This window comes from Thermodesulfatator autotrophicus (genome assembly GCF_001642325.1).
Lineage (GTDB): Bacteria > Desulfobacterota > Thermodesulfobacteria > Thermodesulfobacteriales > Thermodesulfatatoraceae > Thermodesulfatator > Thermodesulfatator autotrophicus.
In genome coordinates, this window is record NZ_LSFI01000023.1 from 20,220 (window position 1) to 41,516 (window position 21,297).

Genomic DNA, 21,297 nt, shown 5'->3' on the forward strand with positions numbered 1-21,297 from the left:
CCCGGTGGGCGGTTAGCTCAGTGGTAGAGCGTCATCCTCACACGGTGGAAGTCGCTGGTTCGAATCCAGCACCGCCCACCAAATTTTTTTAAATTTTTAAAAAGTAATATAGACAAGGCACCTCCTTGCTCCGCAAGGGGCCTAAAACTAAGTCCAGAAGGAGGAAAGTATGGCAGAAAAGTTACGCAAGTATGAAACTCTTTTTGTCATCCACCCTGATCACCTTGACGCTAAAGATGAAATCGTAGAAAAGGTTTCCCAAATTATCCAGCAGGACGGCGGTGAAGTCCTAAAACAGGACGACTGGGGACTCAGAAAGCTCGCCTATCCCATTGAGAAAAAGCGCCAAGGTTATTATTACCTCATGGAATTTGCCGCACCTGCCCAAACCCCGCCCAAGCTTGAGCAGAATTTCCGCATAGACGAAAGGATCATACGGTTTATTGTGGTCAAACTTGATGAAAAATACGAACCCGAAAATTTAGCCGCTTAAAGGAGGAAGACATGGCTAACGAAACTCAGAGCACGGTAAGACGCCGTCGGTTTTATCCGCGTAAGAAAATATGCCGCTTTTGTGCTGACCCCAATCTTAAGATTGACTATAAAGAACCTGAAATACTCAAGGCTTTCATCACCGAAAGGGGTAAAATTATCCCCCGTCGGCAAACTGGCACCTGCGCTAAACATCAGCGCCAGTTAACTACCGCTATTAAACGGGCTCGTATTATGGCCCTTTTACCCTTTATTGCTGACATTGAAGACGAAGAGTTTGTGAGATAGGAGGTTAACATGCAGGTTATCCTTAAAGAATATGTCCCCAACTTAGGTGCCCCTGGAGACGTAGTCACCGTTAAACCAGGGTATGCCCGCAATTATTTAATTCCCAAAGGCCTGGCTATTCCGGCCAGCAAAAAGAGTCTTAAGGCTATAGAAAGAGAACGCCAGATAATCCTTGCCAAAGCCGAAAGAATTCGCCGCAAGCTCATGTCTGAGGCTGAACGCTTAAACGAAGTAGAACTTGAAATTCCACAGCGCGTGGTAGAAGAAGACCGCCTTTACGGTTCTGTTTCAGCCACAGAGATAGTCAACGCTTTAAAAGAAAAGGGTTTTGAAATCACTAAAAAACAGGTCCTTCTTGAAGAGCCTATCAAAAAACTGGGAGAATATATCGTTCCTATTAAACTTTCAGCTGATGTTACCGCTCACATCAAAGTTAAAGTTGTGCCTTTAAGCTAATTTGCCAGTCAAAGAGGGGCTAATTGCCCCTCTTTTTCCATTTAAGAAAGCGAAACACTCACTATTTTTGACACGCCTTTTTCTTCCATGGTCACCCCGATGAGAAGGTCAGCGTGCTCCATTACCCGTTTATTATGAGTTACCAGAATTATCTGGGAATATCGGGCTAGCTCCCTTAGTAAACGTATGAATTTTTCGGTATTGGCTTCATCAAGGGGAGCGTCAACTTCGTCAAGAATACAAAAAGGCCCTGGTTTGACCAGATAAAAGGCACAAAGTACAGCTAAAGCGGTAAGCGCCTTTTCCCCTCCTGAAAGCATGGAAAGATGCCTTATGGGTTTGCCTGGTAGTTTCACGGCCAGGTCAAGTCCCGCCTCAAGAGGGTCATCACTTTCTGTAAACTTAAGTTCTGCCTGCCCCCCCTCAAAAAGTAAGGGGAAAATTTCACCAAGTTTTTTATTGGCTGCTAAAAGGGCCTCTTTTAGCTTTTCGCGACAGGTGCGATCTATTTGCTTGAGAGCCGAAATTAAATCACTTATAGCCTTCTCTAAGTCAGCCTTTTGCTCTACGAGAAAATTTTTTCTTTCTTCAGTTTTGGCAAGCTCTTCTACGGCCTGAAGATTTACCGGACCAAAAGAATTTAACTCCTCTTTTTTTCTTTTTAGCGCTTTTTCCAGCTCTACCAAAGAGACTTTGTCAGTATCTTCATTTAAAGGTAAATAAACATCAAATTGTTCCTGGGCCTGCTGTTTTAAGTGGCTAAGAATTAACTCTATTTCCGCCAGATCTATTTCCAGGCGATGTAGTTTCTTTTCTTTTTGGTCTCTTTTTCTCTCAAGTTCCTCCAGATTTTTAAGAAGTTCTTTCAGACTATCATCTGTTTTAAGATAAACTTCTTCATTTTCATTGAGCTCGCTTAACAACTTTTCCTGTTTTTCTTTTAAACGGTCAATTTCTTCTTTTAAAGCAGATATTTTTTTCTTAATACTTTTTAATTTTTCTTCATGAATTTTTCTTTCTTCTTTTAGTTTTTCTAGATCTCTTTTTAGATTAACTTCTTCCTGAAGAAGTCTTTTTTCTTCATTCATTAATTGCTTTAGTTTTTCCTGTTCAGCAGAAAGCCTTAATTCAATTTCTCTAATTGTTGACAAAATATGTTTAAATTTTTGACTTTTTATCTTTAAAATTTCCTCTTTTTTTCTTAATTCTTCATCTAATCTTTCTTTCTCTTGTTCTAAAAGTTCTAAGTTTATCTTTTCAAGTTCCTTATAAATTTGGGTTATTTTTTGTTTATTTTCTTCTCTTCTCTTTTCTAAAAAGTCTTTATTTTGAATTATCTTTTCGATATCAAGACTTATTTTTCTAATAAAGCTGTCGTCTTTTTTTATTTCTTCTTCATTCTGTTTTGTTAGATTAAGATTTTTTTGTAGCTTTGACTTTAACTCAATAATATTTTTTTCTAAATTTTTTAACCTTTCTTCGCTTTCTTTTAATTCGCTTTTAAGAACAGGTAAAATTTTTAATTTTTCATCTAATTCTCTTTTGTATTTTAACAAACTTGGCAATACCTTTCCCCTAAGGCGAAAAATACCTTCAGGCTCCCACAAATCTCCTTGAGGAGTAACAATAGTTTGTTCTTCCTCTAAATTAATATCCTCTTTAAGACTTATATTTTTAATCTTTTCTTTTAAAAGAAGGGCTGGATTTTTAGTATGGACAATTAAACAAGGAAGATTTTCCTCCTTTAAGAAATTTATAGCTTTTTTACAAATATCTTTGTCTTGAAAATAAAGGGCTTCTAAGATTTCAGGAAAGGCTAACTCAGCAATTTTTTCTTCTTCAGGAGTCAATTTTATTATTTCAAAGATACTTTCTATCTTTAAACCTCTAGCATTTAAAACTTTTGCCGCCTTTGATTTTCTAGCTTTTATAGTATTTTCTAACCATTCTATCTCTGAATTAGTTTCTTTTACTTTCAAACGAAGTTTTGAAGCTTCTTCCTGCTCTTTTTCCAGAAAATTTTTATTGTTTTCTATTTTTTCTTCAAGTTCTTTTAGAGTTAAAGCCAAGCTTTCTTGTTGCTTCAATAATTTTCTTTTTTTCTCCTCTAAAAATGACTTCTTTTCTAATTTTTTTTGATAATCTTTTTTAAGATTTTCTAGTTCTTTTTCTATGTTTTTAACTTCGCATAAAAATTTTTCTAACCTTTTTTCTAGATCTTTTTTCGTTTTTTTCTTCTCTTCTAATTGATATTTTATTTTAAAAACCTTTTCTTTAATCTCCTTTATATTGTTTTCTATTTTTATTTTTTCTTCTACAAAAGTCTGCTTGTTTTCTTTTACCTTGTTAAGTTCTTTTCTCTTTTCCTCTAAGAATTGACAAATATATTTCTTTTCACTTTTTATTTCTACCAATCTTTTTTTAATAAAGTCTAACCTCTCCTTTTTACCTGCTATTTTTTCTTCGATTTTAATAAGTTTTTGACCCAGACTACTTTCTTCTTTAAGTAGTTCATAATATCTTTTTTCAGTCTCCCTTATCTCTTTTTCAAGGGCGTTTACTTCAGTTTTAAGGGTTTTTATTTTTTCCTTTAGCAAGAAAACTAAGGCTTCTTTTTCTTGTTTTTTAGATTCAAGATGATTTATTTCTTCTAAAATAGCGTTAACTTCTTCGTTAATATTTTTAACTTTTGCTAAAACTTTCTGGTGTTTAACTTCTTGTTCTCTAAATTGAATATTGAATTTTTTAAGACTTAAATTTCTTATCTCTTCTTGGAGGGTTAGATATTTCTGGGCTTTTTCAGCCTGAACTTTTAGTTCTTCCAGGCGATTTTCTACCTCTAATAAAATATCTTTTACACGATTGAGGTTTTCTTTGGTCTTAGAAAGCTGTTTTTCTGTTTCTTCTTTTTTGAGTTTAAAACGGGCAATGCCTGCCAGCTCTTCTAAAAAACGGCGTCTTTCCTTAGGGCTAAGTTCTAGAAACTGAGAAACTCTTCCCTGGTCAATAATACCGTAGCCCCTGGCGTGGACCCCGGTATCAAGGAAAAGATAAACAATATCTTTTAAACGGCACGGCCGGTTGTTGAGATAAAACTCACTCTCTCCATCCCGGTAAAGACGCCTGGCTACAGAAATTTCGCTAAGTTTAGCTAAGTCCCTAGGGCCTTCGTTCTGGTCACTCTCAAGGACGAGCTTAACTTCAGCAAAATCTGGACGATGGCCATTTTCGCCGGCATAAATAAGGTCTGTCATCTCTCTTACACGTAAAAACCTCGGGTTTTGTTCTCCCAGAATCCAGCGTAGGGCGTCCACCAGATTACTTTTGCCACAGCCATTAGGGCCTACAATGGCAGAGATCCCGGCGGGAAAAACTATGTTTATCTTTTTGGGGAAAGATTTAAAGCCAAAAATTTCTAAGCGCTTTATTCTCATCTCCTGGAAAATTTAACGAAAAACTATTAGTCGGCAAGATTTCTGGCCACTTTTATCTGTTCTTGAATACAGAGTTCCATCGCAAAGCAATAGTCGCCGTGGCGAATCTTATATCCCTTAACTGGCACTCAGGAGGGATTGTTTTGCCCGAGATTGCTTCGCCACGGTGTGGCTCGCAATGACTCCCCCTATTTGTCACTGCAAGGAGGCCGTAAGACCGACGAAGCAGTCTCAGAGATTGCCGGGTTGAGATCGCTTCGGCCTCTGACGGCCTTTCAATGTCTGAGCCGTGTTACTGCGAGAAGGCCGTAGAGCCGACGAGCTCTACCGGGTCATTGCGAGGAGCGCAAAGCGCGACGAAGTGACCTACCGGGTCATTACGAGGAGCGCAAAGCGCGACGAAGTGACCTACCAGATCGCCGCGGCACCGATAGTGCCTTGCAACAAAGATTGCTTCGCTCCGCTCGCCATGACATAGCCAAAGTTCTATTATGTCCGGGATTAATAAACTGTATCCAAAAGCCTGCTTGCCAGCGTGAAAATATAAAAGTTTAGCCTTTTCTAGAAAGGTAAATCTTCTTCAGGTGGTGGTTCGTCGATAAAGTCTGTTGTTCCAGTTCCAGGAGCTGATGGCTCCGAAGAGACTTCATCACGGCGGCCAAGCATTTGCATATTCTGCGCGACAATCTCTGTAACGTAGCGCTTAATGCCATCTCGGTCTTCATAAGAGCGAGTCTGAAGTCTCCCTTCTATATAAACCTGGCGACCTTTAGAAAGGTACTCACCACAAATTTCAGCCAGCTTGCCAAAGGCCACAATACGATGCCATTCAGTTCTTTCCTGGCGCTGGCCATTTTTATCCGTCCAGCGTTCTGAGGTAGCCAACCTGAAAGTGGCCACCGGCTGGCCATCAGCGGTATAGCGAATTTCAGGGTCTGCCCCGAGGCGGCCAATAAGAATTACCTTGTTTACACTCATAGAACTCTCCCTAAATTATTTGTCCTCCATAACTTTAACATAAATTTTGCGGGTACGCGGCCCGTCGTATTCGGCAAAAAATATGCGCTGCCAGGTACCAAGGGCGAGTTTACCATTTTCCACAAAAACAAAAGTCCCCGGGCCAGTTAAAACAGCCTTTACGTGAGCTGGAGAATTACCTTCTAGATGTTTATAGGAAAACTTCCAGGGCACGAAATGATTCAAAACCGAGATTACATCATCAGCTACCGCAGGATCTGCCCCTTCGTTGATTACAATGCCACCGGTGGTGTGCGGACAATAAAGAAAACAAATGCCACTTTCTACCCCGGTAACCAGAGGGGCTACTTTATCAGTAATATCAACTAGTTCTGTTTGTCGGTTGGTTTTAATGGTAATGGTTTTTATCATGGTGAACCCCCTTCTGAGGATTGCAAGAGATCTTTGCAAAATATTTTCTGAAACTGCTTCGCCTGTCCCGAGCGAAGTGAGTGATCTCCTCGCAGTGACAACAGGGGAATATGCTCCTCGCATGACCAACGGGTACATTGAAAACAACTCTCTCTACCTCGTCTTCGCAAGCCCCTGCTTCCGTCATTGTGAACCACGAAGTGGCGAAGCAATCCCTCTCCGAGGCGACACCGTCGCCGTGGCGATCTCAATCTATGTCTAAAATTTACGACGGATTTTAGTCTTTTAAGGTTTTACCACTATTTTTAAGAACCGCTTCTTCCCCACGCGTAAAACATAATCCTGGCCGTTTTTTAAAGTAATATCTTCTTCTTGCACCTTTTGACCGTCAAGGTGCACCCCCCCCTGGGAAATAAGCCGTCTCGCCTCAGAAGTGCTTTTAGCAAGGCCGTGTTCTTTTAAAAACCGAGGAAGCCAGATATTTCCAGACTCTACTTCTACCTGAGGGATATCTTCAGGGAGCCCGCCTTTGGCAAAGACCTTTTCAAACTCCTGGGCGGCTTTTTCCGCCGCTTCTTCTGAGTGAAATTGGGCTACAATTATTTTGGCAAGTTTAACTTTCAAGTCTTTAGGATTAACCCTGCCTGAAGAAGCTTCTTCCTTCCATTTGGCAATTTGTTCCAGGGGGATATCGGTCAATAATTCGTAGTAACGCCACATGAGTTCATCACTTATAGACATGACTTTGCCGAACATTTCCTGAGGAGGTTCAGTAATGCCAATATAATTACCAAGGGATTTACTCATTTTCTGAACGCCATCAAGCCCCTCAAGAATTGGTACAGTCATCACTACCTGGGGCTCCTGGCCATACTCCCGCTGAATATCCCGCCCAACCAGAAGATTAAAGAGCTGGTCTGTGCCGCCAAGCTCAACATCAGCTTCCAGGGCTACCGAATCATAAGCCTGAATCAAAGGGTAAATCAGTTCGTGAATAGCAATGGGGCGATGAGACTCAAAACGTTTTTTAAAATCTTCCCGCTCAAGCATACGAGCCACGGTATATTTAGCACAAAGCCGAATGAAGTCTTCCGCGGTGAATTTAGACATCCACTGACTATTGAAGACCACTCTGGTCTTTTCTGGATCAAGAATTTTAAATACCTGGGCCTCATAGGTTTTGGCATTTTCTAAAACCTGTTCCCTAGAAAGCGGAGGCCTTGTTTCTGAACGGCCTGAAGGGTCACCAATCATAGCGGTAAAATCACCGATGAGAAAATAAACTTCATGGCCAAGGTCCTGAAAATGGCGCATCTTGCGCAAAAGCACAGTGTGCCCTAAATGCAGGTCAGGGGCAGTAGGGTCAAACCCGGCCTTTATTTTGAGAGGTTTACCTGTTTTTTCCGCACGCTTGAGTTTTTCAAGCAATTCTTTTTCATCTATAATATCTACGGTACCACGTTTCAGATAAGCAAGTTGCTCTTCAGGTGTCATCCTGGGCACAGTTTCCTCCTGCTAAAAAATTAGGTTAAAAACATAGCGCAAGCTAGATGACTTGCAAGGATTTAACAAATCCGCGGCAAAGGTTCACCGCTTAAAGGCGGCACCGGGCGTGTTCCGCCATAAATTGTTTTAAGATAAAGGCCTTTGGGCTCAGAAAGAACTTCTCCAATTACGGCTGTTTCCCGGGTTTCAGGAAATCCTTGCAAAAAAGCCTTAATTTCTTCAGCAGCTCCTGGTTCACATGCCAGAACAAAGCGCCCTTCACAGGCAAGGTAAAGTGGGTCAAGGCCAAGAATCTCAGAACCAGCTTTTACCTGCGGCCTTATGGGGATAGCTTCTTCTTCAAGAAAAATCCCCACTTGAGCCGCCTCACAAAATTCATGAAGCACTGAAGCCAGGCCCCCTCTGGTGGGGTCACGCAGGGCCTTTATCTCAGCAGGAAATTGAGACAACAACTCAAAAACCACGTGGTTTAAGGCCTGAGAATCGCTTTCAAGGCCTTCAAGGCCTAAATTTTCTCGTGAAGCCAAAATGGTAAGGCCGTGATCAGCAATGGGACCTGAGACCAGAATTCTATCTCCTGGGCTGATGTTTTCAGGCAAAAGTTTTATCCCTTCGGGGATTAGCCCCAAACCACTGGTGTTTATAAAAATTTTATCTCCCTTGCCCCGGGGAACAACTTTGGTATCACCACAAATGATTTTTACCCCGGCCTTCAGAGCAGCCCGGGCCATAGAAGCTACTACCTGTTTCAAATCAGCCAGTGGTAGCCCTTCTTCCAGGATAAAAGCGGCTGAAAGATAAAGGGGTCTGGCCCCCACCATAGCAAGGTCATTAACTGTGCCGTGCACCGCAAGGGACCCTATATCCCCTCCAGGGAAAAAGATTGGGTCAACTACGAAGCTATCCGTAGTAAAAGCAAGCCTTTCCCTGGAAAGGGTAAGCATAGCAGCGTCAAGCATGGGTACTTCCCTAAAATGAGGCCAGAAGACCTCTTCAAGAAGCCTTTGTGAGGCCTTGCCCCCGCTTCCATGTTCTAAAAGGATAATTTCGTCTATTCCCATACGCCGTCTATTTTTGCTCCGCAGGAAGGGCAGGTTCCTTCAGGAGTTATTTTAAAGCCGTGTATCATAAAGCCGTAGCGCTCAATGAGAAGTTCTCCACAGTGCCAGCAATAAGTATTTTCAGCCTCAAGACCTGGCACATTTCCCGTATATACATACTTCAATCCTTCCTTTTTGCCAATCTCATAGGCCGTCTTTAAGGTTTCAACTGGAGTAGGTGGCCTGGTAAGAAGCTTATAAGTAGGATAAAAACGGGTTACATGCCAGGGAGTCTCTGACCCAAGCTCATCTCTTATAAAACAGGCAATGTCTTTTAGTTCAGCAGGATCATCATTTTCTCCAGGGATAATCAGCGTAGTAACTTCCAGCCATACACCCTGGCTTTTCAAGTGCTTTAAAGTTTCAAGTACTGGAGCCAGGCGGGCTTTACAATGCTTGCGATAAAATTCGTCTCGAAAGGCCTTAAGATCAATATTGGCCGCGTGTAAGTCTGGATAAATCAAATCAAGGGCTTCTTTAGTCATGTAACCATTTGAAACAAAAACGTTTTTGAGTCCTTTTTGAGAGGCCAATCTGGCACAATCAAGAGCAAACTCAAAAAAGATGGTGGGTTCATTGTAGGTGTATGAAATCGTCTGACAGGCTGTTGCCAGAGCCGCTTCTACCACCCCTTCAGGGGTGGCTGTTTCACCAACAACCTTGCCTTCCAGGCGTGGGTATTGTGAAATTTCATAATTCTGGCAGAAGTCACACTGGAAATTACAGCCTACGGTGCCAATAGAAAAACTCCTTGAGCCTGGCAAAAAGTGAAAAAGGGGTTTCTTTTCTATAGGGTCCACGTGTTTAGCAATTATTTTCCCATAAACTAAGGTGTAAAGAACGCCGTTTTCATTCAAGCGCACGTGGCATATTCCGTATTTACCGGGCTGAATATGACAGTGATGATTACAGAGATTACATTTTACGCTTTTATCAGGAAGTTTTTCGTAAAGAATGGCTTCACGCATATATCCCCCTCCTCGCTCCTTTATTTTCAAGTTAGACATTAAACAGCTTTTGTAAACCGGAAAAAATAGACTTTGAAGCTTAAAAAACTCAATAAAGTTATTAATGAGAGCGTAAAACAGATGATAATTTGGGTTGTCATTGCAAGCGAGCCAATGGCAAGCGAAGCAATCTCTTAAGCATGGCTCTCCCTTCACTTCATTTATTGAAATAGAGAAACATAAGTGTTATTTTGTTGAAAGCTATAGATCTTAGCCGGCGTAGCTCAGCTGGTAGAGCAGCGGATTCGTAATCCGCAGGTCAGGGGTTCAAGTCCCCTCGCCGGCTTAAATAAAATCAAGAGTTTTAGAAAAGCGCTTTTCTCTATGATCCAGCTTTCCCTCCCGGCAGCGAAAACGAAAAAAACGATTGAGGTGAACCACCCCGAGTTTGCCGAATATAAAAATCTGTGGAACTCCTGAAACCCTTTGCCGCTGAGGAAGTACTCACGCCAGGATTCTAGTAATCTTCTATAATGCTTGTGTATCAAAGGATAGCGGTATTTTGTGTGCCTATTAACTGTCAAACTCCGGAGTTAGGTCAGGCCTGAATAACCCGAGGTGGTTCATTTTTATCATGTAATCACTACTTGCATTGACAAATATGTCTTAATTGGTTCAAGAAGTACGAATAACAGAAATTTCAGGAAGATCCGGTTTGTATTCCTTACCATCTATAATATTCAATTGCCGCCTTATAATACCGCGCATTTTAATAGCTGGCTCCAAGCAATATTTACGGAATAAATCACGGTTTATACTTTCTGGTTTAAGAGGTGCGTAAGGCATCAAAAGCTTTAAAAAGCCCGTAGTAATTTTTTTAATAGCGGTGATATCGCGAGTATCAGCTGTGGGAGAATAGTCTAGTAACTCATCTACAAGGGCTAAGTATCTAACATCACTCCGTAAAAGATGCATGATTTCAGAGAAATATTCGGTGTTAAGAGCCCAGCCAAAAGCTTTAAGATTCTCTTTCATCCGGGGAAGCTCCCATCCTTTAATAAACCCGTGAAAACGGTCAAGAAGAGCTGACTCGTGAAATACCTGAGGCAACTCTTGAAACATATTTTGATAAACATCCATCAATTCTTGTCTTATATTTCCCAAGAGAATAAAGCCTGCTTGTGCAGTTCCGTGATAAGTTCCCACCCGGAATTCACCACTTTCAAGGTAACCCTTAAGGGCACCCCTTATTTCTTCTTTGTCAGGAAAACTTATGCTTTGTATTTCGTCTAAAGCTATGTAATCATAGCGAGCAATTAATCCAGGCTGTCTTTTCTGAATATCGTAAAAAAGACGGGCTCTGGTAATACTTCCTCCGCTAATAAGCCAGCCATATTTACTTATTTGAGAAAATAAATAAGATTTTCCTGTACCTTTAGGGGCCAGTTCTATTAGATTTGCCCTTTTTTCTACAAAAGGTATAAGACGAGCCAGAAAAAGAAATTTTTGAGGAAGGCTTGCAAAACCCTGGGGGTTATAATCAATGGCTCCTAGTAGAACATCAATCCACTCTTCAAAAGAAAATTTAGCTGAAGCTTCCTGAAAATATCTGAGTTCTACGCGATAAGGCCGAAAAGGCTTGAAGTCGGTCATAAAAATGGTGCCCTGCTCTTTTTTACCTTGAGGTGCGTAAAGACGCCACTCAAGCTCTATCACTCCCCATACTTCTGGATTCTCTAAAAGCAGATCTCGTTTTTCTTTAGCCAAAAAGGGATCTACAATGGCTTCATACTTTCGCGAAGGGAAACCAAAGTCTGGTAAAGAAAATAACATTTCTCCTGTAGGGACATCTAATTCCAGCCGAACTTTGGCCAGTATTTTTACACGCTGATATTCTTGAGCCATAGCCTGTTTAAGGCTTTCCCAGGCGGTTTTTGGTGGAAGGTGCTTTTGAATAAAACTTTGTAGGGTCTCCCAATTTACTTCACCTTTATCGTCGGAAAATTTTTTTATTAACCAATCTCTTAAAAAGCTCGGGATTCCCTGGTTGGCTATATCTTTGTTACGGCGAGGATCTTTGAAAACTACTGTATCAGCAAAAATATCCTTTAATTTTTCTTCCATCATTATAACCCCAGGTCTTCTTCAGTAAATGGTGCTGGTAAAACTTCCAGAAAATCTTTTTTTGCTTTCTGTTGTCCTATTAAAAGTTCAATCTCGTATTTTCCTTCTGGAATATTTGTTATTAGGGCTTTATAACTATTTCCTACCCTTTTTAGTTCTATTTCTTTAATTAGCTCCTTTTTCCTTAGGAGAGCTTTTATTTTCTGTCTGGGCTCAGGGGTTATTTTTACCTCTAGAGTAATTTCGCCTTTGGTATTTTTCTGACATTGCCTGGTTATGAGTTCAAAAACAAAGTCCTCTATTGTTTCAGGTAGAATTTCTATGATGGGCACCAAAACCTCTTCAGGTAAAGCTCCACCATGTCCTTCACCGTAAGAAGTTCTCTTCGCCCCTTTAAACAAACCATGCCTTTTAAGGCACACATATTTGTCTTCTTTGTCGGTTTTCCAGAAATCGCTGGTAGTAATTTCTTCGGAAAGATATTCAATATGGGCCACGCGCCCTCCGCGATGCGGGTCTTTAGCCCCCTTTGGTAAATCAATAAGTTGAGAGTGAAAACCCTTCCAGGTTAAACCGTGGTCAGCGGTAATCACCAGACTTTTATTTTCACTCAAAAGAGGAACAATTATCTCTTGCCATAATTTTTGTAGGACATCCAATTCTTTTAAAAGGTATTCTTGAGAGTTGTTCAGATAATCATGTCCTGTATTATCCAGATCTCGCAAGAAAAGAGCTCCTTGAGGCGGTTTATTAGTTTCTGTAATAGTAGGAAGGTTGGCTCTGGCAAGCTTAATGTGAAACTTCTTACCAGTAAGACTTATAAGACGATAAAAAACACCCAGCCACTCTCCTCCCAGGCCATCAATCCAGACTTGCCGTTCGGGTGGAACTTTTAGCTTTTCTAAAACGTTTTCCCGGCTAGGAAAGCTTTCTACCTTAATTTCTGGCCATTCATGAGGATATTTATTGTTTACTTTGGCCTTACGATAAGTAGAAAAATATTTCTTTCCTTCAATCTCTATATCTTCAAAGTAATAAGCTAGTAAAGGATAGTTTATTTTTAAAACTTCTTTTATTTTTTGAAAAAATTCCTCTTTAGTTATGATCTTCTCCAAAAAGTTTATGGTCAGGAGTTTTTCCTGATGCGTAAGATCAGTAAGTACCGCCAAATTTCTATAATAATCTTCAGATAGACGCTTTTCTGGATTAGAAGGAGAAAACTTTAGTTTTTTTAATATAGTTTTACGTTTTTTAAGAAAATCTAGGTCAAAAGAGAGTTCCAGAGGTGCACAATATAATCTTTCTCCAATTTCATCAGGCTGATGGCAAGAAGCTAGTATCCCAAGCCAAATATCGTCTTGATCTTGATTCTTGTTTTTAGCCCAGAAAATAAGTAAATATTTTCCAAAGTCTTCTTCAGCTTCTATTTTCTCAATGAGTTTTTGAGGAATTAAGTTTTCTACTTTGAAAAATTTTTTAATAATTTCATCTAAGTAATAAGTCTGGCACTTATTTATTAACTTTAGTAGTTTTAGCCAAAATTCATCAGGCCATTCAGGAAGCACTTCAATATTTTTATTAAAGTAGGCTATTATTTCCTTCGGAGAAGCAAAAACCTTTATCGTATTGTTTGGTTTTATTCCTTTGAATTTTTTAGTAAATAGCCAAATATTGTTGGAAACTTCTTTTGTTGTCCAGTATTTAAAGTAATTCTTTAAACCATTAACAATTTTTTTATTTAGAGGTTTAAAGCCTTCAATAGGCGGCGAAACAAACAGTTTAAATTCATCAGTTTTTTCTTCAAGCTTAAAAACTTTTGCTCCTTCATTTCTAGACAGACGAGAAAGCTCCTGTAAAAGAGAAGAAATCGTTTCTTCATAATCAAGCAGAGGTACTACTAGGCGTGGAAGATTTTTTGATTGGAGGTCGGCTAATCTTTTCAATAAAACTTCTGGGGCTCCTAAACCTAAACGAAGCCAGGCACAAAAAGGAATAATAGTTAAAGGACCTTTAGAAGATATAAAGCTTTTTATTCCCTCAAGCGTTAAATGTGGAGCTAGATCTTCTCCCTGGCAAAATTGATTTAAAGTTAAGACTTCTGTTTTTATTTGTAAAAAATCCAAAATTTTCTTAAAGGATAGTTGGTTTTTAAAAATCAAAAAAATAGCAGGAAAGCGATGTTTAGCTTTTAATTCCTTTTCCAGTTCTTCTTTAAGGTCTTCAAGTTTGTAAAAAGTTAACATTTAATTTAGCCTGGCCAATATTTTTAGTCCAGCTTCCGGATCTTCTACCAAAGAAAGTAAAATTTTTTGGCTCTTTTCAGGAGAGATATTTTTTAATTTATTAGCTAATTCTTGCTTTACCTTGACATATTCTTTGTAAAAGAATTTGCGAGCTATCTCTCGTAAATGATTTTCATGATATATCCAGTCAACAACTGGCATTTTTATTTCTTTTTTAAGTTCTTTGGCTAAGTTTTTAGCGAAGTCCTTTGGAAGTACTGTTAAAGTTTCCTCATCTACATTTAAAAGTCTTTGTAAGAGAGTTTTCTCTATTTTTTGAAGATTAGTCAATTCTTGTAATTTTTCTTTATGTTTTTCTATAAAACTAAGAAAGCTGTTTAATTCTTTTTCAGAATAATCACTTACCGAAGGACTATTAAGAATTACTATAAGCCTTTCAAAATTTTTTCCCTCAAGTAACCAGTGAACTGGTAGATTATGCTTTTCACTCCAGTCTCTTGGTGAAGAAGAATTGGTAAGCTCCTCCCAATATTTTTTTAGTTGTCTGAAAATTTTTACACATTCTAAGCGAGTACATTTCTCTTTAAGTTTATTTTCAAAAGTGTTCACATCTGTTTCAAAAAGTAAACCTTTCAGTTCTTCAAGCAATTCATTTAGTTCTCTAGAAGATATCTTTTGATGAAGCTCTCGTTTTATCCATTTTTCAAGGAAGTTAATAGTGTTCTTTAGTGTATTTGTAATTTCCGTTTCTTTATTTTCCAGTTCGTCAGCTAACCTAATCTTTTCTTCAGCAGATAAGTTTCTATCTTTTGCTAGCTTTGCTAGCCTTTCTAAGGTTTGCCTTAAATCTGTCCCTATTTCTCTGGCTAGAAAGAAAAGATTAACTTTTATCCTTTCTGGTAAGAACTTTTCTCTAAAATAATCAATCATGTCAGTAAAAATTTCACCTTCGTAATAAGAAGTTATCTTTCTTAATGATTGAGCTATTTTTAGTTCTGCCAAAACTTCTGTTAGAAGATTTTCTACATCTTTTTCTTTCCAGTAAAACAGTTCTTCAGGCATGAGTCTGCGTAAATGTTCTTTAACGAGAGAAATTGGTAAGTTATGTTTTTCTATATATTCTGCAAGTGGTGGAAACTTTTGTTTAATAAATCGTTTAAAGGATCCTTCAGCTACTTTTTCTTTGAAAATTTGAGCTATTCTTTCCGAAAAGTTATACTCTCTTTCAATAATATATATACCAGCCAGAACCTTTTCTAACGGCAAGTCATCAGTTTCAATTTCAATTATTCGCGAAAGAGTTAAATCCGAAGGAACTCTGAAGTCAGATACCTGCTCTTCACTAATTATCCAGAGATGGATTAAATCAAGAAATTTATACCAGGCCTTATTTTCCTCTCCAGCATCAATAAGATCCTTAAGATTGGTATAAAAGTTTACATATTTAAAGGAAAATAGTGGGTAATTTAGGTCTTTCACTTTGTCTCTAATACGATTACGCAAACTTTCCAGATAGTTTGGCCCTTCAAGATGAAAGGCCTTCTTAAGGCTTTTAGCCAATTTTTCTGCCTCTGGAGATGAAGCACAGAGATAATAAGAAGTTTTGTTCTTAAAAATTTTGATTAGGCCTTCCCTTAGTGCTTCAGGACTAGCTGTTGAACTACGAGTTTCATCCCAGAGATAATAAGGGGGTTTAGCGAAATCTCTTAAGGCATAAGCCAATACCAGTTTTCCCGCTGAAGAAGGATGGAGTCCAAAAGGAGGGTGTTGAAGTTCCTCATAATACAAGTCTGTCAGATTTAGGCGGCCTTCTTTTTTAATCTTTTTTTCAATTTGGGATTTTATTTTACCGATGACACTATCTTCTTGAGGGCTCAATATTTCAAGTCTTTCCAGAAATTGTCTATACTGATTATCGATTTTTCTGAGACCTAACCCTATGTCTAAAGGTTTTTTAAGGTCCTGGAATCTTGTATAAAGTGTAGCTGGCTGGGTACAGATTTTTTCTGGCCCGTAAGGAAATAGCTTTTGCACCACTTCAGCCAAAAATTCTTTAAACGTTGGGAGCCATCTGCCAGGTTCTTCTCTGTTCTTCCAGATCATTTCAAAATCGTGATAACTCGTCTTTTCAGCCCAGTCTTTTTCAATATTTTCTGCTTCTCGCTGGTGATATTGGGTATTTCGACTATCTCCCTTCTCTTTAGCATAGGTTTCCTTGGCCCGGTGTTCTAACCAATTTTCATATTCTTTCTCGCTAAAGGGTGGCCTTAAAACCAAAAAGATTGTTCGTTCAAAATTTGGGGCTATCTGACGGACCTTTTCCAGGACTTTGAGTCGTTCTTCTTCTGATACTGCAACCACTCCCATTACAAGCACCTGGTAGGGCTCAGCTTTTGACTCTAAAGAAGAAGCCTTGGTTATAAATTCTGTCCACGAAAGGACATTGAGTTTAAAACGAGGCTTTAAGTGTTCTTCAAAATAAATGCGTTCTTCAATGACACTAGCCAGCCGCTCTCGCACCACTCGTTCGTAAGGCCAGGAGCGTTTAATTTCCTTTTTTAGTTTACCAATTACACCTGGGTCATAACCAAAAAGAGGCACCAGATATTCTTCCTGGCCACCACTGCGTTGTGAAATATTTACCAGCCTCTGCTCCTGGAGTTTTCTTAAATGCTCTAGAGCCTTTTCGTATAAATCCGAGAGCAAGGCCAACCTTAAATTTGTTTTATCTGGGCGCAGAAGATCAACAGGGTTTAGACGATGGAGAACGTTTTGAAGCATAACAATTTTAAAGGTGTTTTGGGCTTCTATATTATCAATTTTGGGCAAAGAAGACTCTACAAAGGAAACAAGGCTTCTTATGTCTTCTGGCAATTCCTCAAGGGCTCCTTCAGCAAAGAAATAATCCCAGAGTTTGTCTGCAAGGAGCCAAAAAGGACCTTCTTCTGTCTCAGGACAATGTTCAATAAACCAGGCAAGACCGTGTTCTTCGTCTTTTAAAAACTTAAAAAGACTCCTTTGACTTGAACTGTGTTGTCTGGCAATAGAAGCCAGAAGATAAGCTGTATAAGGATGAAGAGGCCATAGTCTTTTAAGATGTTCTTCTCTTACCCCTTCTTCTTCAGCCACCAGCCTGGCTACTGTTTCCGTTAAGGTGGTCCAAAATGACTCGCACTTGCTAGTTGCCTCTTCTTCTTTTCCAGGAAGAACTTCAATGCTTGGTCCAGCCAGTTCGTAGGCAGTAACAGGCTCAAGAGTGAAATGGATTCTCTTAAAACGATCAAAAAGTTTTTCGGCTGTTTTTTCGTCAAGGGCCGCCCGTTGTCTTATTGTTTGCGGGGTAACATGAGTGACGGGCAGTAGGTAAAAAGGAATTTCTTTGGCCGCGTGAGCCAGTTCTTGAAAGTCTCCAAAGGGTGCATTAGGACGGAAAAAGTCAGTAAATTCGTCCCAGATAAACCAGATACCCGCCAGACTATTTTCCTCAATACATTCCTTAAGCCAGGATTTAATATCTTCAGGTGAGGCGTGGAGCAAAATATGGTCATTTTCAAGGAGTTCTTGAATTTTTTCCAGCAAGACAAAGCTGTCTTCACCTGAATAAGACTTAAGGTAATTTAACAAAGACTCTTTAGATTCAAAGCTTGCGAACATTTCGTCCTGGTAGCGCTCAAAAAAGTCTGAAAAATAGGCAGGGCGTTCTTCAAAATACGAATATATCTGCTCCCTATGTGTTCTGGGAACTTTAAATCCTCTATCTATAAGAGCTTGTTTCACTCCTTCCTGAATAGTTTGCAAAAATATACCCGAGGAGGTAACAAACGAAGCAGAAGATTTATAAGCTACCAGCCAGTGTCCTTGCTGGCGAAGGGCCTGGAAATCTTCAGCCAGATCTCGCAGAATAGGATGTCTTCTGAGATAATCCAAAGATTCTTCAAGGCTGTCTTCTAAAAGATGCTTGATCACGAAACAGGCGTAAGTCTTTCCCGTGCCGTACGGGCCGTATATCCAGACTGGTTTAGCATTCTTTTCTCGGCGTCCGGCCGCCAACACGGCTTGAAAGAGATCTCTAAAGGTCTTATGTGGGATAAAGGCCTGCCAGGCCTTGGGGCTCTTGGTGTCTTCTTCTTGGGTATAAACATCTGTAAAGTCTTTTCTTATTCGTAGAAAATCACGATAACGCCACATGTTAAAGCTCCTTCAACGAAAAAGTTTCTCCATCCAAAGAAAAAAGCGGCCTGCCGTTGGCCATTAGCTGACGGAAAAGGTCTTTGGGCTTTCCGCCAAATATAATCCAGGGGAAAGGAAGCTCTTCGTCCAAACGGAATCTGTCTCTTCCTGTTTCCTTATTTAAGCGTTGGAGAGCAAGCTTTACAGCTTCTTCTGAAAGGTAAGGGTAGCCTTCTCGAGAAATTTCCCTCTGTCTGCCTTTTCTTTCTACTTTACCTTGCTGAAGCTCTTTCCCCACTGGTGTTCTTTCTAAAAGACCTACCAGTTCCTGAAGGCCGTTTTTCAAGGTGCGACGCTTATAATGTGGAAAGTCTGCCGCGAGTTTCTCTAAAAGCTCACTTATACTCCACGAGCCTTTACCTAAACGCAACACATACCAGCGCGCCGTAGCAAAATTAAAAACCACATTTACCCAGAGCTTTTCCCAAAGGGCTAGCTCTTCAAGGCCCTGTTCTTTAAACGCCTGCGCCAGGGGAGTGGGCTTTCCCTCTTTATCCAACAGACCTGTGGTTTTAAGCCAAACTCGCAGAGAATCTACCTGCCGTGGACCAAGACCCCCTACTTCTTCCCAGTCTTTAGGATGTGTAAGCCAGAGAGCTAACCATTCCTTCCGTAAGCCAAAAGTTTGATGCTTATAAAATCCCTGCCAAGTCATCCAGTACTGCCTCAGCGCTTTTCTCTTCAGCTAGATAAATGGCCTCAAGGTCATAGACCAGATCCACCTTGAGCCAGTCTGGAAAGTTGGTGGCAGCCGCCCGCAAAAGGGCTGAAAGCTTCTCACGCGAAAGACCAAAAAGCCCGTAAGGAGTCTCTGGGCTGAAGGCCATTAGCTCAGAAAAGCTAAACTCGTAGCGGCCACGAAATTCCGCCAGGCTAAAAAGGGCAAAAAGTAGCCCTGGAAGGGTAAGTTCTTTTAATCCCTGTTTGTAAAGAATGCGCTTTCTCTTGATCTTCTCTACCTGGGAAATTTTTGTCAAAGGAGTATTTTCAAAGAGGCCCAAAAGGGCTGAAATGGCGTTTTCACGCGTACGTTTGGCTATGTCTTCTCCCAGGCGCTCTTCAAGCTCTTTCTTGGAAATGGTTTCTCCCCAGGAAACCTTTTCCAAAAACCAGCGTATAAGCGGCGAACCATAGGAGAGCTTTACCCAGATAACCTCCCAGGTAAGGGGCTCATCGGCCCCTAAAGCTATAAGGCGTTCACCTAGAGGGGTAAGCTTCAGGGCTCGGCGCTCAATAAGGCCGGCATCTCGCAGCCAGGCGCGAAAAGCTTTAATTTGCCTTGGCCCCAGAGAATGGTTATCCCAAAATTTTTCTCTTTTTTCTTGATACTCTTTTAGCCATTCTTTACGAAAACCAAAAGTCCAATATTTATCCAGGCCATGTGTACGCTTTGGTTTTTCTAAGGCAGTATTTAAAGATTTAGCCACAAAACAGCCTCCTTCCGCAAAGCTGAAGCACTTAAGACAATGGCGGCAACTATCCTTATTCCAAAAAAGCTGGCCATTATCAAAAAATAAAGCCCCGAAAGGGCACTCCACCTCACAGGCCTGACATCCTGTACAGAAAACAGCTTTTTGAACCGCCGCCTTTAAAAGCCCTTTTAGCCCAGCCAGATTTTTATCTTCTTCAATTTTAAGTGAAAAATCTTGTCCCTTTTTCTTTAAGGTGCCGTAAACTTCACCCTTTTTAGTTTTTAGACTGAATCTATCATGGCCTAGCTCTTCAAAGTGGCCAGCAATCTTGAGCCACCTTTTAAGCCTTCCATAAGCCTTTTCTGGGAAAAGAATTTCGAGACCTGCAGTATTTTTAATGTTTATTAAATGGGCCTGTTTTAAATACCATCCTCCAGCTCGTGCCCCCCAGGCCTGTGAGTTAATAAATTCTTTTATTTCTTTTTCGGCCTTTTTACCACAGGCTAAAGCGTAATCTTTTAAAATATCCAGAAAAGGCTTACAATCTTTGAGAAAAGCCTGCCCTTGTACAAAGGTTGACCAGGTAGAAGCCAGGGGACAGACCACACAGCCTACCCGTGAAAGCCCAAAGCGATAGCCCTTGTGTAGAGGGAGCTTGCGCCAGAAGAGATAAAGGAAGACTTCTACCGCACTCCAGGCAATAACAGGTCTTGCGTTTATCTGCCTTTCATGCTTGGCTCCTGGCGAGACCTGTGGATAATTGGCACGCCGCTCACTTTCTAAAGCTCGCACTCCTTCAAAAAGGAGGACCTTAAAGTCAGGTTGTCCACAGAGTTCGCGTAGTAAAATAAGGGTGGGCACACTTTTGTGTACTGCGCAGCACCAGCGCTGAATGCGACTCGGCGGCCCGAAAATCTTCCAGGAATCCCTGGCCTTAAGAGAGGAGCGCGCCGTAAAAAAGTTCAGGTGTTCATAATATTTCTGAGCCATTTTAACAGATTCATAGGTGGCGGAAAGTTCCATGTCTGTGTCGTTAAAAACAACCACATAATCTTTAGGAGTCAGCACACGCTGGACGAGATCAAGAAGAACCCAGGAATCCTTACCTCCGCTAAAAGAAACACAGGTAATATGAACGCGAGGTCTAAAGTTCCTATAAGTTTCAGCAATAAAATCAAGGGTTTTATGGGTAAGGTCAAGAAGAAAATCCCGATTTCGTCTGAGCATTTTAGCCACATCTACAGGGTAAAGAGCTAGGCCTTCTTCAAAGACAGTAACTTGTGGTTTCTGATAAAAACCACCCCCACGAACTTCAGCCACTTTACGCCCACGGTAAAAGTAGGCCTTGCCAGGAGAGGCCCAGAGAAGAGGGGCCTCTGTCTCAGGGATAGTCCATACCTTGTTAAGGCCCAATAATTCTAGTTCTTCACGAAAAACCGGCCGTATTTCAGGAGAAGGGCCTTCTCCTTCTTTTTCTGTTAAAAGAATCCCTCCTGTTTCTTCATCCCAGATAAGGTTATACATGTGTTCTTTTTTTAAAAAATATTCTTTTATTTACAACCGCTACGGTGAGCTTTTACAGCTTTCACAAAAATGGAAATCACCGTATTCTTGGAGATCTCCTTCGTATTCTGTTATACCACAAATAAACATAGTGTTTCGTCAACTGTGTCCGC

14 protein-coding genes and 2 tRNA genes are annotated in these 21,297 nt (G+C 40.4%); 5 read left to right on the forward strand and 11 right to left on the reverse strand.

What is annotated here, in order from left to right; genetic code table 11:
• Window positions 1-6 precede the first annotated feature (6 nt).
• From TH606_RS05875 to rplI, 4 genes are all read left to right on the forward strand, one after another.
• Window positions 7-81, forward strand: a tRNA-Val gene (locus tag TH606_RS05875).
• Window positions 82-169: 88 nt separating this feature from the next.
• Window positions 170-493 (forward strand): 30S ribosomal protein S6, encoded by a 324-nt coding sequence (gene rpsF, locus TH606_RS05880; RefSeq protein WP_068541993.1) that lies wholly within the window; start codon window positions 170-172, stop codon window positions 491-493.
• Between the two features lie 11 nt (window positions 494-504).
• On the forward strand, window positions 505-780 hold the full coding sequence (gene rpsR, locus TH606_RS05885; protein ID WP_068541994.1) for a 30S ribosomal protein S18: 276 nt from the start codon (window positions 505-507) through the stop codon (window positions 778-780).
• 9 nt (window positions 781-789) lie between these two features.
• Window positions 790-1,236: a 50S ribosomal protein L9 gene (rplI, locus tag TH606_RS05890; protein ID WP_068541995.1), complete on the forward strand. Its 447-nt coding sequence runs from the start codon at window positions 790-792 to the stop codon at window positions 1,234-1,236.
• Window positions 1,237-1,277: 41 nt separating this feature from the next.
• On the opposite strand, the gene TH606_RS05895 is transcribed toward rplI, so the two are convergent.
• The 6 genes from TH606_RS05895 to amrS form a co-directional block, all read right to left on the reverse strand.
• A complete protein-coding gene (locus TH606_RS05895; RefSeq protein ID WP_068541996.1) occupies window positions 1,278-4,670 on the reverse strand; it encodes an AAA family ATPase in 3,393 nt (1,130 codons plus the stop codon).
• Window positions 4,671-5,231: 561 nt separating this feature from the next.
• On the reverse strand, window positions 5,232-5,648 hold the full coding sequence (locus TH606_RS05900) for a single-stranded DNA-binding protein (protein ID WP_068541997.1): 417 nt from the start codon (window positions 5,646-5,648) through the stop codon (window positions 5,232-5,234).
• A 15-nt stretch (window positions 5,649-5,663) separates the two neighbouring features.
• Window positions 5,664-6,059, reverse strand: coding sequence for a secondary thiamine-phosphate synthase enzyme YjbQ (locus TH606_RS05905; protein ID WP_068541998.1), 396 nt, complete (start codon window positions 6,057-6,059; stop codon window positions 5,664-5,666).
• A 285-nt stretch (window positions 6,060-6,344) separates the two neighbouring features.
• The gene (gene tyrS / locus TH606_RS05910) at window positions 6,345-7,553 is read right to left on the reverse strand and encodes a tyrosine--tRNA ligase (RefSeq protein WP_068541999.1); all 1,209 of its coding nucleotides are present in this window, start codon (window positions 7,551-7,553) and stop codon (window positions 6,345-6,347) included.
• A 71-nt stretch (window positions 7,554-7,624) separates the two neighbouring features.
• On the reverse strand, window positions 7,625-8,626 hold the full coding sequence (hypE, locus tag TH606_RS05915; RefSeq protein ID WP_068542000.1) for a hydrogenase expression/formation protein HypE: 1,002 nt from the start codon (window positions 8,624-8,626) through the stop codon (window positions 7,625-7,627).
• The gene (gene amrS / locus TH606_RS05920) at window positions 8,617-9,633 is read right to left on the reverse strand and encodes an AmmeMemoRadiSam system radical SAM enzyme (protein WP_068542001.1); all 1,017 of its coding nucleotides are present in this window, start codon (window positions 9,631-9,633) and stop codon (window positions 8,617-8,619) included. The genes hypE and amrS overlap by 10 nt, the downstream gene beginning before the upstream one ends.
• A gap of 252 nt (window positions 9,634-9,885) precedes the next feature.
• On the opposite strand from amrS, the gene TH606_RS05925 reads away from it, so the two are divergent.
• Window positions 9,886-9,958: transfer RNA gene (locus TH606_RS05925), tRNA-Thr, on the forward strand.
• 329 nt (window positions 9,959-10,287) lie between these two features.
• Here the strand turns inward: TH606_RS05925 and brxL are convergent.
• The 5 genes from brxL to TH606_RS05950 are packed head-to-tail and all read right to left on the reverse strand — an operon-like array spanning window position 10,288 to window position 21,145.
• On the reverse strand, window positions 10,288-11,739 hold the full coding sequence (brxL, locus tag TH606_RS05930; protein ID WP_082863544.1) for a BREX system Lon protease-like protein BrxL: 1,452 nt from the start codon (window positions 11,737-11,739) through the stop codon (window positions 10,288-10,290).
• Window positions 11,739-13,979 carry a BREX-4 system phosphatase PglZ gene (pglZ, locus tag TH606_RS05935; protein ID WP_068542003.1) on the reverse strand — a complete coding sequence of 747 codons (2,241 nt, stop codon included), beginning with the start codon at window positions 13,977-13,979 and terminating at the stop codon, window positions 11,739-11,741. Before pglZ ends, brxL begins: the two co-directional genes overlap by 1 nt.
• Window positions 13,980-18,167 carry a hypothetical protein gene (locus TH606_RS05940; RefSeq protein WP_068542004.1) on the reverse strand — a complete coding sequence of 1,396 codons (4,188 nt, stop codon included), beginning with the start codon at window positions 18,165-18,167 and terminating at the stop codon, window positions 13,980-13,982.
• A 1-nt stretch (window position 18,168) separates the two neighbouring features.
• Window positions 18,169-18,864 carry a hypothetical protein gene (locus TH606_RS05945; RefSeq protein ID WP_068542005.1) on the reverse strand — a complete coding sequence of 232 codons (696 nt, stop codon included), beginning with the start codon at window positions 18,862-18,864 and terminating at the stop codon, window positions 18,169-18,171.
• On the reverse strand, window positions 18,842-21,145 hold the full coding sequence (locus TH606_RS05950) for a phosphoadenosine phosphosulfate reductase domain-containing protein (protein WP_068542006.1): 2,304 nt from the start codon (window positions 21,143-21,145) through the stop codon (window positions 18,842-18,844). Before TH606_RS05950 ends, TH606_RS05945 begins: the two co-directional genes overlap by 23 nt.
• Window positions 21,146-21,297: the final 152 nt, after the last annotated feature.